The organism is Marinobacter salinexigens, assembly GCF_008370345.1.
GTDB classification, from domain to species: domain Bacteria; phylum Pseudomonadota; class Gammaproteobacteria; order Pseudomonadales; family Oleiphilaceae; genus Marinobacter; species Marinobacter salinexigens.
In genome coordinates this window covers 450,525-465,020 of the sequence record NZ_VTUU01000003.1, presented here as the reverse complement: position 1 = coordinate 465,020, position 14,496 = coordinate 450,525, and the positions used below count along the sequence as shown (strand labels likewise).

The following is a 14,496-nucleotide window of genomic DNA, read 5'->3' as shown; positions in this document are numbered from 1 at the left end:
CCATGATTCGGGGCATTCTGATCAATCCCAGGAGCCCCGATCATGACCCGTCTTCACGTTTTTCTATCCCACGGACTCGAGAGCGGCCCCGGCAGCACCAAGGTGCAGGCCATGAAACAAGCCGCAGAAGCTTTTCCCGGCGTCACCGCACTCGCCCTGGATCACCGCAGTAGCAAGGACCCTGAGGTCAGGCTTCAGCAAATGCAGACCGCTATGGAGAAGGCAGGGGCGGTCCCGGAACTCACTGTACTGGCTGGTTCCAGCATGGGTGGATGGGTATGCGCCCAAACCAGTTCAGTTAGCCCCGTTCTCGGCTGCTTCATGCTGGCGCCAGCGCTCGCGCTGCCCAAATATCCACAATCCAGCCCCGTCATCCAGGCCCGCTATCGTCAGATCATCCATGGCTGGGCCGACGACGTGGTTCCGGTCATGCCGGTCCTGGAGTTGGCCCGGGAACAGGAGATTCCAACACTGGTACTACCAGATGGACACCGCCTCGAAAACAGCCTCGATAAGGTGGTTTCCGAGTTCCGGGAATTCCTCGAAACCTGCACCTCCGATCTGAATCAACTGTGAATTCAAAAAGTTGCAATCACCACTCAGATCGAAAAATCGGATTTTCTGTTTTTGGTCAATTTCTTGCGTAAATCATTTTGTTTTGCCAGTCTTTAGTACTGTAACAATAGATTTCAGCAGAAAAACGAGAAAACGAACGGAGAAACCCGATGAGCAGCATGAGTAAATTCAGAAAACTGGCCGGAATTTCAGCGTTCGCTTTCGCGGCTATGACTGCCGCTAACTCCGCTAGCGCCGATAACTGGCGTTACGCCCACGAGGAGTATGAAGGCGACGTACAGGACGTATACGCATACAAGTTCAAGGAATATATTGAAGAGAATTCCGACCACACCCTGCAGATCTACCGTTTCGGTGAACTGGGCGAATCCGATGACATCATGGAACAGACCCAGGCGGGCATTCTGAATTTCGTCAACCAGTCACCCGGCTTCACCGGCTCCCTGATTCCTGAAGCCCAGATTTTCTTCATCCCTTACCTGATGCCGACCGACATGGACACGGTGATCAAGTTCTTCCGCGAGAGCAAAGCCATCAACAAGGACTTCCCGAAGCTCTATGCCGACAAGGGCCTGGAACTGCTCAAGATGTATCCGGAAGGGGAAATGGTCGTTACCGTGGATGAGCCGGTGACCAAGCCAGAAGATTTTGCCAACAAGAAAATCCGGGTTATGACCAACCCGCTGTTGTCAGAAACCTATTCCGCATTCGGTGCCACTCCGACACCGCTGCCCTGGGGTGAAGTGTATGGAGCGTTGCAGACCAACATGATCCAGGGCCAGGAAAACCCGATTTTCTGGATCGAATCCGGCGGACTGTACGAAGTGTCCCCGAACCTGGTGTTCACCAGCCATGGCTGGTTCACCACGGCTATGATGGCAAACCAGGACTTCTACAACGATCTGCCTTCCGAAGACAAAAAGCTGGTTCAGGACGCTGCTGACTATGCCTTCGAGCAGATCATTGATCACATCAATGGCCTGGCGGAAGAAGCACTCGCAAAAATCGAAGCCGCTTCGGATGAGGTCACGGTTACCCGCCTGAACGACGAACAGATTGCAGCCTTCAAGGCCCGCGCACCTCAGGTTGAGGAGAAGTTCATCGAAATGACCGGCAAAGGTGGCGAAAAGCTGCTAAACCAGTTCAAGAAAGACCTCGAAAAAGTTCAGAAGTAATTCGCTGAACGACACGGCAATCGCCGGCACTGGAAATGCGCCGGCGGTCGCCTGTATTAACCCCGCCCCGCCGGGGATTGCCCGCCGGCAGGGAGCGCTTACGCTGGAGCAGACCCCCATGTCCGAGAATGCCCCGGAGATAGAAGACGATACCGGCACCTATGAGTCCGGCTTGCCCGGGTTTCTGGGAACCATTGACGTTTTCATCAGTAAAGTCGAAGCCGTCATGCTCGCTGCGGGCGTGCTGCTGATGGCAATCAACACCTGCGTGAATGTGATTGCACGCTTTGTATTCGGTGAAGGCCTGTTCTTCTCGGGAGAGATCAACCGGATCCTGATCATCCTCATCACCTTTGCCGGCATCGGCTATGCGGCGCGCCATGGTCGCCACATCAGGATGTCTGCGGTTTACGACGCAGTGCCGGTCAAGGGCCGCAAGGTTCTGATGATTTTCATCGCCCTGTTTACGTCGGTCGTCATGTTCTTCCTTTGCTACCACTCCTACGGGTACATCGAGACCCTGTACAGCCGGGGCCGCATTCTTCCTGCACTCGGCTTCGAAATCTGGTGGATCTATATCTGGGCGCCTGTCGGCTTTGCCATCACCGGTATCCAGTATTTCCTGACGGCGATCAAGAACTTCACCAGCAAGGACGTTTACCTGTCCACGGGTGTTATCGATGGATACTCCGATACCGAATCGGAAGTCTGAAACCCTGCAGCTGCACTGACAAAGGATAGAAAATCATGGCAACTATAATGATGGTGATCATGATCGGGCTATTGCTGCTGGGCTTCCCGATGATGGTTCCGCTGATCACCGGCGCGGTGGTCGGCTTTGTAATGATGTTTGATGGCTTCGGCCAGATGGGCACATTTGTCCAGCAGATGATGGGTGGTATCCGCCCAGCCTCGCTGATTGCTGTTCCCATGTTTATTCTTGCTGCGGACATCATGACCCGCGGCCAGTCCGCTGACCGACTGATCAATATGGTCATGTCGTTTATCGGACACGTAAAAGGCGGTCTTGCTATCAGTACCGCCGCCTCCTGCACCCTGTTCGGTGCAGTGTCCGGCTCCACCCAGGCCACGGTTGTTGCAGTGGGTTCCCCCCTGCGCCCGAAAATGCTGAAAGCCGGCTACTCGGACCCATTCACCCTGGCACTGATCATCAACTCCAGTGACATCGCTTTCCTGATCCCGCCAAGTATCGGAATGATCATCTACGGGGTTATCTCCGAGACCTCCATTGCCGAGCTGTTCATTGCCGGTATCGGGCCCGGGTTGCTGATTCTGGTAATGTTCTCACTTTACTGCCTGTTCTATGCCTACAAGAACAACGTGCCTACCGAAGAGAAAGCCACCTGGGGCCAACGCATGGTCTCCATACGTGAAGCCCTGTGGCCGCTGTTCTTCCCGGTTATTATCGTAGGCGGTATCTACGGAGGCATTTTCAGCCCGACGGAAGCCGCAGCGGTCTGCGTGCTCTATGCGTTCCTGCTGGAATTCGTGGTATTCCGCTCGCTCAAACTCGCCGATGTTTACAAGATTGCCAAGTCTACCGGCCTGATTACCGCTGTGGTCTTTATTCTGGTGGGCGTTGGTAACGGCTTCTCCTGGATCATCTCCTTCGCCCAGATCCCGCAAACCATCCTCGAAGCGGTAGGTGTCAACGAAGCGGGCCCGGTGGGTGTGCTGGTTGCCATCTGTGTGGCCTTCTTCATTGCCTGCATGTTCGTGGATCCGATTGTGGTCATCCTGGTTCTGACCCCTATCTTCGCACCCGCTATTGAAGCCACGGGGCTGGACCCGGTTCTCGTAGGGGTTCTGATCACATTGCAGGTGGCGATAGGCTCTGCCACGCCGCCTTTTGGCTGTGACATATTTACCGCGATTGCGATCTTCAAACGCCCCTATATGGAAGTTATCCGGGGCACACCTCCGTTTATCTTCATGCTGGTTGCCGCTGCCGGGCTGATTATTGCCTTCCCGGACATTGCGCTGTTCCTGCGGGACGTTGCCTTCAGAGACTGACAGTCTTCGGAATTTAAGGAGAGAACTCATGTTCAAGCGGATACTGGTTGCCGTTGATGGTTCCAGGACCTCGTTGAAGGCACTGGATAAGGCGATTGACCTACAGAAACTGATGCCCGAAACAGAAATCTATATCCTCTGTGTCTACAAGCACCACAGTCTTTTCGAGGCTTCACTCTCCATCGGACGGCCTGATGAGATGGACATTCCGGACAAGGTGCTGTCGGACTACGCCAAGGGAGTGGTCAACCATGCCAAGGAGCTGGCGAAGGAACATGGTGCCACCAAAGTGAGGGGGTTTGTGAAGGCCGGCAAGCCTTCCCGGGTTATCATCAAGTTCGCAGTCGAAAAGGAAGCCGACCTTATTGTAGTCGGCACCAAGGGCACCAACAGCGATAAAGACGGTGTATTCCTCGGGAGTGTGTCGCACCGGGTAGCATCACGTGCCAAGTGTCCGGTGCTGGTTGTCTGACTCGCCGTAATTCATGACCCTGTCACGGCCGGCTGCTTTGGCCTCATATAGAGCCTGATCCGCCAATCCCAGCAGCTGTGACGGGGATTCCCCACAATCGGGCCAGGAAGCCACGCCAACGGACACCGTAAGGTGTCCAATGGAGCGGCCATGATGCACAACGGGCATACGCCGTACTGCCTCACGAAAATGTCGGGCTCGTTCAACAGCATCTGTGGTAGCGGCTCCCGGCATGATCACTACGAACTCTTCTCCGCCATACCGGCAGACGATGTCACTTTCCCGGAACTGAGCCTGCAATACCGACGCCACTACCTGCAACGCCCTGTCCCCAGCCTCATGGCCATAGCGGTCATTGAACGTTTTGAAATGATCGATATCGAGAACCAGAAGTGCCAGCGAAAGCTCTTTACGCTGGGCCACCAGGCTCTCGTGCTGGAATAATTGATCAAAGTATCGGCGATTCTTCAACCCGGTCAGCGAGTCTTCGTAGGAGAACTTCTGAAGCTCCTCCCTCAGGGCGATACTCGAGAGCGTAATGGATACCCGCTGAATTGCCTGATTGAGCGACGAAAACAGGCGGGCCGAGCCGTATTGCCCGACGCCCGTCATCAGGCCTACATCGTTCTCCAGCAACAGGACAGCCTCCGTGACAATCCCCTCAGCCGACTCCACGTTGACCCAGAAGCACATGGACGCCTCACCCGTGCTTTCCGCCCCATCATCGAGCAACCCGGAGCGTGCCGGCAGCTTTGAAGGCTCGGGAAGACCCGAAGCCACATCGAGTACCAGAGGCAGGATTTTCGATTTGGTCCCCGTACCCCACTCGGCCACCCGCTCATAACGGCTATCCGAAACCCGCCGGTAAAACGCACCTCGCAGAGGGCTGCAAAGCTCCGGCATCATTTTGGTCACGACCTGAAAGGCCTGGGTTTGTCCGAGGCAATCCTGGAGCTCGGCGATGATATCGCCAAGTATGCGACTCTTCTCATTTTCGAAAGTAAGCATTCGCACACGGGCCTGCTCCCGCCTTGCGAGGGATTCTGCCCGAGCAGTACGTTCAGCGACCTTCTGCTCCAGCGACACATTCATCCGCTGAAGTGCCTGTTGCGTCGAGGCATAGTGCCAGAGCGAAATCGCCACGACGGAAACCGAGAACAACAGCATTCCGTAATTGACCGGAACTCGTCCCCAGGGCAGGAAGCCATGTGCGACGGCCATATCCGCCACAAGCAGGCTGCTAAACACGCCGTAGGCCAGGAGAAGCACCTGCTGCTCCCGTAACAAATGCCGAAAGCGCAGCAGAGCCACCACAGCCATGGAAAGCAGAGACGTCAGGAAAAGGGCATCAAACGGCGGAAAGGTCGAGGACAGATCAATCACGCCCGTCAGGGCACTGCCAATGGCCCCCACCAGATAAACCAGATGTACTTTCCAGACCAGATTGATCAGCCAGGGCTTCTCATGGGCAAGCCACTGCTCAAGCAGCAACGCCATGGCGACAGGCACCATATAGTAAGAGCCTGCCGCAAGGTAATCCCACAGCAGCGGCTTGTACCAGATCAGAAGACTGGCCTGACTTTCCGACAACAACATGATTGAGGAGGAGAGCGTAAACAGCGCGATACTGGCAAACGATTTCTTTTCCGTCTGCAACAAGGCGAAGACCAGCGCCAGGAGTGCAATCAGCGAGGAAAAAGCCGCAACAACCAGCGACTCCATGGAGTTGCCCAAGATGTACAGGAGCAGATCCGGCTCATCCATGACCGACACTTCTCCCCAAAGACCAATATCCGTGTAATCGGAAAAGACCCGGAAATAAATGGTCTTGTTTTCATAGTCTTCAGGAAGAGATATGGCATGCCATGGCCAACCTTCAAAGCGCCCCCGGCCCTGGTCATCAAAGGCACCATATTGATATATCTTCTCGCCCTCGAGATAGACCTGAAAGATGATATCGACGCTGTAGATATAAAGCACCGGTTCCTGGAACTCGCCAACCGGCAGGGTTACCCGGTACCAGACCTGCTCCCGGCCATTTCGCCCCGGCGGATTCGAGGGGAATCCGATGCCGTGCCATTGGTCTGGCTGACTATTCCGGGCCCACTCGGGTACACCCGATGCGTCGAAGGAAGAGTCACCCCAGCGGTATTCCCACCCCTTATCAACGGGTTCAGAGCTGGCGTAAGCAACAGAGACCTGTGCCAGCACCAGCATAAAAATTGCGATGAACTGAACGAAACGAACCACGTTCATGAGTCGGAGAGTTGGCCTGAGAGAGGATTTTTAAAAGCAGTATAGATCATGCAGGTTGTAGCAGGGCATCCATTTACAGGAAATGCAATCAGTCCTTGTCAGAGCGCCCCATGGCAATCAGGGCCAACAACGCCGACCCCACCATCAGCAATAGCGCCACGGCATTCAGCACCGGCGTTGAGCCCTCTCTTAGCCGGTTAAACAGGGCAACCGTCAAGGGCGTATCACTCCCGGTGAGCATCACCGTGGTATTAAAATTTTCAAACGACATCAGGAAGGCCATGGCCGCAGCACCAGCAATGGAAGGCAGTAGCCAGGGCAGCGTCACTGTGAACCAGGCAACCAGCGGTGTCGCGCCGAGATTGAGCGCCGCTTCTTCAAGCTGCCGGTCAAACTTGCGCAGCCGGGCAGCGATGACCAGCGTGCTCAGTGTGGAAATAAAGGCTACCTGCCCCATCACGACCAACGTCATACCGGGCCGGAACACATCCAGTTCAATGCCCCACGAACGCGACGCATCGTTGGCCATACCGCTGTAAAACACCAGGATAGACACCCCAAGGATAACCCCCGGGATCACCAGAGGCAGCAGCATCAACAGGTAAAGGAACTCCTTGCCCCGAAAATCCAGCCGTTCGAACAGAACGGCATTCACGCATCCAAGGGCCACGCTCACCAGCGTTACCCAGAAAGCAATCTGGACACTGACCCACAACGCGGACAGCAGCCCATCGTCGTGAAACAGCCCTGTTCGACCTCCCGTACCATCAGCCAGGTACCAGTCCAGGGTAAAACCTTTCCAGGGTAGTGACGGATACGGCGCATCATTGAAGGCAAAGGCTCCGGTCACTGCAAGCGGCAAGGCCAGATAGAGAAAGAACGCGACGAGATAGCCCAGATACAGGGCATCGAACCAGCGGGAGCGGGGCACCGAGCGAATCATGGCCTACCCCATGACCTTGCGCAGGGACTGGCCGGAGAGACGCAGCCCAACCCAGACAATCACCGACGACAGCACCAGCAGCAGAACCCCCAGAGCGGCCCCCTGTTCCCAGTTGAAGCGGGTAATGAACTGGGTAAAGATCTGCTGGGTAAACCAGGCACTGTCTTTGCCCCCCATCAGGATCGGCGTCAGGTAGCTGCCCAGGGTGAGCATGAAGACTACGATACAGCCAGACACAATCCCCGGCATGGCCCAGGGAACCACCACTTCCCGCATGACGGTCAGGTGGCCGCCGCCCAGATCGTACCCGGCCTCCACGAGGTTTTCATCCAGCCCGTCCAGCGTGGTGACCAGGGGCACCACCATGAACAGCAAGCCGTTATAGACCAGTCCGATAATGACGGCGACATCGTTATAGAGCATCTCTACGGGGGCATCTGCCAGCCCCAGAAGCTGCAACCATGAGCTGATGAGTCCGCTTTCCCGCAACAGGATCATCCAGCCATAGGTGCGCACCAGCTCACTGGCCCAGAACGGAATCAGACAGGCCAGAAATAGCAGCCCCCGGGCTTTGCCCCGTGCCAGTCGGGCAATATACCAGGCGATTGGAAAGGCTATGATCAGCGTCAGAAAGGTGGTGAAAAGAGACATCACCCCGGTCCGGACAAAGGTTCGCCAGTAATAGGATTCGGTAAAAAAGTTCCGGTACTGGTCAATGCCCCAGGCCAGGGTGTCCCAGCTTTCACGCACCTGAAAGGAGACCCGCAGCATCTGCAGATGGGGGAGCAACACCAGCAGCACAATCCAGAGCAAAAACGGCGTCAGCAACAGCCACAGAGATAAACGGCTGACAGAAGACTGCATCAGATCCGCGCTCCGAATACCCGTGCAAGCGCCGGATCCCAGGCCAGCCGAACCGTCGCATTTTCGTTGAAACGGGGGGCAGATCCATCCTGGGGCAAGCGGGCATACAGCGTATTATTCCCTGCTCCCTCGGCTTCCACCCGACTATTGGCACCATCGAACAGGGTACTCCTGATACAGGCATCCATTCCGGAATACCCGCTGTTCAGGGCGTCGCCGGCAAGCACCAGCGATTCGGGACGAATGAACAGATCAACCCGACCACCGGTTTCCAGATCATCAGAGGCTATTCTGCCACGCACCAGCGAGCCATCGTCCAACCGGATCTCTGCCAGCTCACCCTGCACCGCGACCAGATCACCGCTAATGCGGTTGTTGTCGCCAACAAATCCCGCCACGAACGGTGTTGCCGGCTCCCGATAAAGGGCTTCCGGCGGCGCAACCTGATCGAACCGGCCATCTTTCATCACGGCCACCTGATCCGACATCACCATCGCTTCCGACTGATCGTGGGTGATGTACACAAACGTCGTGCCAAACGCTTTTTGCAGGTGTTTGAGTTCAACCTTCATCTGCTCGCGTAGTTTCAGATCCAGGGCACCCAGGGGCTCATCCAGCAACAACAGTGTGGGCTTCAGCACCAGGCAGCGCGCCAGGGCGACTCGCTGGCGCTGACCTCCCGACAACTGCTGGGGGTTTCGGCCTTCCAGGCCCGGCAGCCCCACTTGCTCCAATACCTCGGCAATGCGTTTGCGGCGCTCGGCCAAGGGTACTTTCTGGCGCTTGAGGCCGTAGCCGATGTTGTCGCCCACCGACATGGTGGGAAACAGAGCCAGATGCTGGAACACCATGTTCACCGGCCGACGATTGGGCGGAACATCGTTCATCCGTTGGCCACGGATGTAAATATCCCCTTGATCAGGCTTGTCAAACCCCGCCAGCATCCGAAGCAACGTGGTTTTACCGCACCCGGAAGGACCCAGAATGGAGAAGAACGTGCCCGCAGGCACGTTGAGGGAGACATGGTCCACCGCCGCATGACCGGAAAAGCGACGGACCAGCCCTGTACAGGACAGGTCGGAGTCAGATGCCATAGCGATCAGTTGGCAGCCTGAACCCGATCCAGAACCTGGCCTTCAACGGCCTCCAGCCCCGGGGGCACAGGCGGATACCACTTGATGTTGTTGATAGCGGCATCATTGAAGCTGGCACGATAGGCATCCGCCAGTTCTGCCCGAACAAACGCATCCGCGCCTTTAGCTGCGGTGAAGTTTCCGGAAGCATTGGTGATTTTCGCCGCAATTTCCGGCTGCATGACAAAGTTGATCCACTTGTAGGCAGCATCTTCGTTTTCACTCCGGCGCGGAATCGCGAAGGTATCTATCCAGCCAAGAGCCCCAGACGCAGGTGCCACAAAGCGGATGTCCGGGTTTTCAGCATTAAGCTTCCAACCACCGGCATCCCAGGCCATGGCTGCCTTCACCTCACCAGTACGTAACAACGCCAGCAGTTGGTCGCCACCGGTCCAGTAGGTTTTCACATTGGCCTTGCAGTCAATCAGCTTATCTTCCACTTTGGCCAGTATGCTCTCGTACTTGCCCTGATCGCTGTAGGCGGCAAAGGGGTCCATACCCAGCGCGAAACCGAACCCGATCAGGGTCGGGCGCTTGAGGCGATAGCTCACCTGGCCGGCAACTGCAGGGTCACACAAATCGGTGTAGTCCTTAACAGTATCCGCAGCAGAACGGTGAACGATCAGGCCGCTGGTGCCCCAGACAGACGGCACCCCATAGAAGTTTCCATCCAGTTCGGTGGAATCCTGAGTGGCTTTGACCATGGACGGCTGCAATTGATCGGTATTCACCCGGCTGAAATCAATGGGCTTGTAGATGTTGAACTGGCGCTGCACACCCACAATGCGGTCCTGACTCGGCTGCGCAAGATCAAACCCGGCGCCACCCGTCGCTCTCAACTTCGAGATCATGTCCTCGTTATTGGAGAGGGTAATCTTCACGTCGATCCCGGTTTCCTTTTCGAACTGGGCGACCACCTCATCCGGTGCATAACCACCCCAGGTAATCAGCCGAAGTTCTTCTGCCGCAGCACTGCCGGTGAAACCCGCGACAACCACGGCAGCCGACAGCACCAACGCCTGTTTCCTTGTCTTGCGATCAAACCTGCTCATAACGCTTCCTTGACTCATCTGAGTTGAAGATCGTGAATTCGGGAGTTTGCTAAGCTTTTGTTATCAGAAGGTATAGACCAATTATGTCAATTTTGTGAAGCCCAAAACCAAAAAACGGAGGTCAAAGCCTCCGTTTTTTAAATAACGCCAATCCGTCTCGATTACTGACCGGATTTCAGCATTTCCCAATACTTGGCATACACCTGCAGGGCTTCATCACCAATGTCGGTCTGGAACTCGGCATTGGCCATGTCTTCCGGCGTCGGGTAACTGGCCCGGTCGCTGGCAACGGCATCGTCCAGTAAATCACGGGATGCCAGGTTCGGAGTGGCGTACCCGATCTCTTCGCTGATCAACGCGGAGATTTCAGGCTTCAGTACGAAACTGATGAACTTGTGGGCCGCGTCCGGATTCTTCGCGTTCTTGGGAATCACGAAGCTGTCCAGCCAGGCGATGATGCCTTCCTTCGGATAAACATACTCCAGAGTTGGCAGGACTTCTTTACCCATCACGGCTTCACCATTCCAGATCATGCCGATATCGGTTTCGCCTTCCAGATACGGCATACGAGGCGCATCCGAGTTGAAGGTGCGCACCGATGGCATCAGCTCCTGGAGTTTTTCGTACGCCTGCCTGATTTCTTCAGGATCGGTACTGTTGCCGGAATAGCCCAGTACCCGCAGCCCCACATGGAATACTTCACGCATGTCGTTGGTCAGCATGACCCGGCCATCAAAGCGATCGTCCCACAGGTCTGCCCATGCAGTCACTTCGCCATCCACATCCGCTGAATCCACCGCGAGTCCGGTGGTTCCCCACAGGTAAGGCACGCTGTAGGCGTTGTCCGGGTCAATGTCCAGATTCACCAGATCCGGGTCCAACTGGTCAAAGCCTTCGATCTTGGCGCGATCAATCGGCATCAGCAGATCTTCCTGACGCATCTTGCTCACGTAGTAGGTAGACGGGACAGCCAGATCGTAGGCCGCGCTGTCATCCAGCAATTTCAGACGTGCATACATCGCTTCGTTGCTGTCATAGGTGGTGTAAACCACCTGGATACCGGTTTCCTCGGTAAACCGGTCAAGCACTTCCTGGGGCATGTACTCAGACCAGTTGTACAGGTTCAGAACCTGCGGTTCCTCGGAACTGCAGCCAGTCAGGCCCACAGCAAGCAGGCCGGCCAGTGCCAGTTTCTTCATCGTCTACTCCTTAACAGTATCCATTGAGACAAGATCAGCATCACCAGTGAGAACACCAACAATAGCGTACCCAGGGCATTTACTTCGGGTTTCAGCCCTACACGCACCATGGAATAGATACGCAGGGGCAGGATTTCATAGGTCGGCCCGCTGACAAAGGTGCTCACTACCACGTCGTCCAGTGACAGTGTAAACCCTAGCAGCCAGCCCGCCAGCAAGGCTGGCATGATGACCGGGATCAATACGGTTCGGGTCATGACAAAGTCACTGGCCCCCAGATCCCGGGCCGCCTCCGGCAACCGTTCATCAAACCCGCTTAACCGGGCCATGACCGTGATCACCACAAAAGGCAGGCAGAAGGTTACGTGGGCGAGCAACAGGGAGACATAGCCCAGTTGCATCCCTACCAGCAGGAACAGCGCCAGCAGGGAGATGGCCAGTACAATCTCCGGTGACATCATCACCACGAACAGCATGCCGTTGAGTATCTGTTTGCCCCTGAACCGGTAACGGTGCAGCGCCAGTGCCGTCAGAGCACCGATCAGTGTGGAAACCGTGGCCGCAGAAAGCGCAAGCCACAAGGAGTTCCACATTGCCCTGACCATAGCCCGGTTATCAAACAGGGCTTCATACCAGCGCAGACTCAGGCCACCCCACTCGTAGCCGGTGCGGGAATCATTGAACGAGAACACCACCAGCACCGCAATGGGCACGTACAGCAACAGGTATACCAGCGCGAGGTAGGTCCGGGGCAACCAGTGGCTCATACGCCGTCCTCCCCGATCCGCCGTTTACTCAGCCGGTGAGCAAACATCAGGAAAGCCATCGCCAGGGTCAGCATGATGCTCGCCGCAGCACCGAACGGCCAGTTCCGGGCATCCAGGAACTGGTTCTTGATGACATTCCCCACCAGCAGGTTGCGGGAGCCACCCAGAATATCCGGAACGAAGAAGAGCCCCATCGCAGGCAGCAAGACCAGCATAATCCCCGCCAGCACCCCCGGGAGGGTCATGGGAACGATGACATGAATGAACGTGGAAAAGCGCCCGGCACCGAGATCATGGGAGGCACGTAACAGGTCTTCCCTGAGGTCTTCGAATACCGAGTACAACGGCAGAATCATGAACGGCAGCAACAGGTAGACCAGGCCGATAACCACCGCACCTTCGGTATATAACATCTGCACCGGCTCGTCGATCCAGCCCAGAGACATCAGCGCACTGTTAAGCAGGCCGTTGGTCGCCAGAATCAGTTTCAAGGCGTAGGTCCGAACCAGGGAGTTGGTCCAGAACGGGACGATCAACAGGAAAATCAGCAGCACCTGACGCTGCTTGCCCACCTTCGACAGGGACCAGGCAAACGGATAACCGATCAGCAGGCAGACCGTCGTGGTTACCGCGGCCATGTACAGGGAGTGAAGAAAAACCTCCAGGTACAGCGGATCAAACAGCTGCCGGTAGGCATCCAGGGTCAGCGGCAGTGAAATGAAGGTACCGGGGCTGCGGGTCATCACACTGGCGCCCACGACGAGCAGGTTGGGGGCCAGTACCAGGAACAGTAACCAGCCCCAGACCAACACCAGCACCGCCGTCCTGAACGGCTGCTGCATCAGGTTACGCATCCGTGGCGGCTTCCTGTTCCGGTTCGCCTTCTTGCGGCAGCAGCCATTCCCAGCCATCCACCCAGCTCACACGAACGGGCTCGCCGAGCCGGTAATCAAAGGCCGGGTCATCCTCATCGAAAAACTCCGACGCCAGGACTTCGGTACCGTCTGCCAGATGGATTACTGAGTCCAGAGTGCTGCCTTTGTAGTTACGCTCAACCACTTTGCCCGGAACGCCGTCCGCATCATCCGGTGCCAGGACCCGGATATCCTCCGGCCGTAACAGCACGTGAAGCGGCTGGCCTTCAGAGACCGGGAAATCAGGTTTGCGGAAGGTCCGTTTCAGGCCGAACACATCAACAGTGATGGTCTCATCGCCATTGGCCCTGTCGACGTGCCCCGGAAAGAAATTGGTCTCACCGACAAATCGGGCAGTGAACAGGTTAGCCGGACGTTCGTAGACTTCTCTGGGCGTGCCGAGCTGCTGGATCAGCCCATCCTTTAGCACGACAACCCGGTCTGACATAGACAGAGCTTCTTCCTGATCGTGAGTCACGAACACAAACGTGATGCCCAACTCACGTTGCAGGCGTTTAAGTTCTACCTGCATGGTGCGGCGAAGCTTGTAATCCAGCGCCGACAGGGGTTCATCCAGCAACAGCACCTTCGGCCGCTTAACCACAGCGCGGGCGATGGCTACCCGCTGCTGTTGTCCACCGGAGAGCTGGTGCGGCTTACGCCCGGCAAAATCTTCCAGTTGTACCATGGCCAGCGCTTCTTCCACCCGCTGACGGATTTCCTCTTTCGGCCGTTTCTCCATCTTCAGCCCGTAGGCGACGTTGTCAAACACCGTCATGTGCGGGAACAACGCGTAGTTCTGGAATACGGTATTAAGAGGGCGATGCTCCGGAGCAGTATGAGTCAGATCCTGTCCGGCGAGGGTAATGGAGCCGGCATCGGGATGTTCAAACCCTGCCATCAGGCGCAGGAGCGTGGTTTTACCACAGCCGGATGGCCCCAGCAGAGTCAGGAACTCACCGTCATAGATATCAAGATCCAGCGAATCCAGGATGGATTTGCCATCAAATTGCTTGGAAAGACTTCGCAGAGAAAGCAGTGTCTGGTTCATAGGCCCTGCCCAATAGATAAGGGGCCTATTTTTCCAGAAACGTTAGCAAACAAAAAGAGG

At 56.2% G+C, this 14,496-nt stretch carries 14 protein-coding genes; 5 read left to right on the top strand and 9 right to left on the bottom strand.

All coding sequences use genetic code 11. The features are described from left to right. The first annotated feature begins 42 nt into the window (after positions 1–42). From FWJ25_RS09370 to FWJ25_RS09350, 5 genes are all read left to right on the top strand, one after another. Positions 43–576 (top strand): YqiA/YcfP family alpha/beta fold hydrolase, encoded by a 534-nt coding sequence (locus FWJ25_RS09370; protein ID WP_149599996.1) that lies wholly within the window; start codon positions 43–45, stop codon positions 574–576. Positions 577–725: 149 nt separating this feature from the next. Next, on the top strand, positions 726–1,751 hold the full coding sequence (locus FWJ25_RS09365; protein WP_149599995.1) for a TRAP transporter substrate-binding protein: 1,026 nt from the start codon (positions 726–728) through the stop codon (positions 1,749–1,751). A gap of 118 nt (positions 1,752–1,869) precedes the next feature. Next, on the top strand, positions 1,870–2,463 hold the full coding sequence (locus tag FWJ25_RS09360) for a TRAP transporter small permease (RefSeq protein ID WP_149599994.1): 594 nt from the start codon (positions 1,870–1,872) through the stop codon (positions 2,461–2,463). Positions 2,464–2,498: 35 nt separating this feature from the next. Then, a complete protein-coding gene (locus FWJ25_RS09355) occupies positions 2,499–3,785 on the top strand; it encodes a TRAP transporter large permease (RefSeq protein ID WP_149599993.1) in 1,287 nt (428 codons plus the stop codon). Between the two features lie 28 nt (positions 3,786–3,813). Beyond that, positions 3,814–4,257, top strand: a complete 444-nt coding sequence (locus FWJ25_RS09350) for a universal stress protein (RefSeq protein WP_149599992.1) — start codon at positions 3,814–3,816, stop codon at positions 4,255–4,257. Here the strand turns inward: FWJ25_RS09350 and FWJ25_RS09345 are convergent. The 9 genes from FWJ25_RS09345 to potA all read right to left on the bottom strand — a co-directional run bounded on the left by FWJ25_RS09345 (position 4,225) and on the right by potA (position 14,436). After that, positions 4,225–6,513 (bottom strand): sensor domain-containing diguanylate cyclase, encoded by a 2,289-nt coding sequence (locus tag FWJ25_RS09345; protein WP_149599991.1) that lies wholly within the window; start codon positions 6,511–6,513, stop codon positions 4,225–4,227. The genes FWJ25_RS09350 and FWJ25_RS09345 overlap by 33 nt on opposite strands. An 88-nt stretch (positions 6,514–6,601) precedes the next feature. Further along, positions 6,602–7,456, bottom strand: coding sequence for an ABC transporter permease (locus FWJ25_RS09340; protein ID WP_149599990.1), 855 nt, complete (start codon positions 7,454–7,456; stop codon positions 6,602–6,604). A gap of 3 nt (positions 7,457–7,459) precedes the next feature. After that, positions 7,460–8,320 carry an ABC transporter permease gene (locus FWJ25_RS09335; protein WP_149599989.1) on the bottom strand — a complete coding sequence of 287 codons (861 nt, stop codon included), beginning with the start codon at positions 8,318–8,320 and terminating at the stop codon, positions 7,460–7,462. Then, a complete protein-coding gene (locus FWJ25_RS09330) occupies positions 8,320–9,414 on the bottom strand; it encodes an ABC transporter ATP-binding protein (protein WP_149599988.1) in 1,095 nt (364 codons plus the stop codon). The genes FWJ25_RS09335 and FWJ25_RS09330 overlap by 1 nt, the downstream gene beginning before the upstream one ends. A 5-nt stretch (positions 9,415–9,419) precedes the next feature. Beyond that, a complete protein-coding gene (locus FWJ25_RS09325; protein ID WP_149599987.1) occupies positions 9,420–10,505 on the bottom strand; it encodes an extracellular solute-binding protein in 1,086 nt (361 codons plus the stop codon). A 161-nt stretch (positions 10,506–10,666) separates the two neighbouring features. Next, positions 10,667–11,704 carry an extracellular solute-binding protein gene (locus FWJ25_RS09320; protein WP_149599986.1) on the bottom strand — a complete coding sequence of 346 codons (1,038 nt, stop codon included), beginning with the start codon at positions 11,702–11,704 and terminating at the stop codon, positions 10,667–10,669. Then, positions 11,701–12,471: a spermidine/putrescine ABC transporter permease PotC gene (potC, locus tag FWJ25_RS09315; protein WP_149599985.1), complete on the bottom strand. Its 771-nt coding sequence runs from the start codon at positions 12,469–12,471 to the stop codon at positions 11,701–11,703. The genes FWJ25_RS09320 and potC overlap by 4 nt, the downstream gene beginning before the upstream one ends. Then, complete coding sequence (gene potB, locus FWJ25_RS09310; RefSeq protein WP_149599984.1) at positions 12,468–13,325, bottom strand: spermidine/putrescine ABC transporter permease PotB; 858 nt, start codon at positions 13,323–13,325, stop codon at positions 12,468–12,470. The genes potC and potB overlap by 4 nt, the downstream gene beginning before the upstream one ends. After that, on the bottom strand, positions 13,318–14,436 hold the full coding sequence (potA, locus tag FWJ25_RS09305; RefSeq protein WP_149599983.1) for a spermidine/putrescine ABC transporter ATP-binding protein PotA: 1,119 nt from the start codon (positions 14,434–14,436) through the stop codon (positions 13,318–13,320). Before potA ends, potB begins: the two co-directional genes overlap by 8 nt. Positions 14,437–14,496 lie beyond the last annotated feature (60 nt).

Excerpts from the sequence above, each read along its gene's own strand:
- FWJ25_RS09370 (WP_149599996.1), top strand. The coding sequence starts at position 43 with ATGACCCGTCTTCACGTTTTTCTATCCCACGGACTCGAGAGCGGCCCC.
- FWJ25_RS09365 (WP_149599995.1), top strand. The coding sequence starts at position 726 with ATGAGCAGCATGAGTAAATTCAGAAAACTGGCCGGAATTTCAGCGTTC.
- FWJ25_RS09360 (WP_149599994.1), top strand. The coding sequence starts at position 1,870 with ATGTCCGAGAATGCCCCGGAGATAGAAGACGATACCGGCACCTATGAG.
- FWJ25_RS09355 (WP_149599993.1), top strand. The coding sequence starts at position 2,499 with ATGGCAACTATAATGATGGTGATCATGATCGGGCTATTGCTGCTGGGC.
- FWJ25_RS09350 (WP_149599992.1), top strand. The coding sequence starts at position 3,814 with ATGTTCAAGCGGATACTGGTTGCCGTTGATGGTTCCAGGACCTCGTTG.
- FWJ25_RS09345 (WP_149599991.1), bottom strand. The coding sequence starts at position 6,513 with ATGAACGTGGTTCGTTTCGTTCAGTTCATCGCAATTTTTATGCTGGTG.
- FWJ25_RS09340 (WP_149599990.1), bottom strand. The coding sequence starts at position 7,456 with ATGATTCGCTCGGTGCCCCGCTCCCGCTGGTTCGATGCCCTGTATCTG.
- FWJ25_RS09335 (WP_149599989.1), bottom strand. The coding sequence starts at position 8,320 with ATGCAGTCTTCTGTCAGCCGTTTATCTCTGTGGCTGTTGCTGACGCCG.
- FWJ25_RS09330 (WP_149599988.1), bottom strand. The coding sequence starts at position 9,414 with ATGGCATCTGACTCCGACCTGTCCTGTACAGGGCTGGTCCGTCGCTTT.
- FWJ25_RS09325 (WP_149599987.1), bottom strand. The coding sequence starts at position 10,505 with ATGAGCAGGTTTGATCGCAAGACAAGGAAACAGGCGTTGGTGCTGTCG.
- FWJ25_RS09320 (WP_149599986.1), bottom strand. The coding sequence starts at position 11,704 with ATGAAGAAACTGGCACTGGCCGGCCTGCTTGCTGTGGGCCTGACTGGC.
- potC (WP_149599985.1), bottom strand. The coding sequence starts at position 12,471 with ATGAGCCACTGGTTGCCCCGGACCTACCTCGCGCTGGTATACCTGTTG.
- potB (WP_149599984.1), bottom strand. The coding sequence starts at position 13,325 with ATGCGTAACCTGATGCAGCAGCCGTTCAGGACGGCGGTGCTGGTGTTG.
- potA (WP_149599983.1), bottom strand. The coding sequence starts at position 14,436 with ATGAACCAGACACTGCTTTCTCTGCGAAGTCTTTCCAAGCAATTTGAT.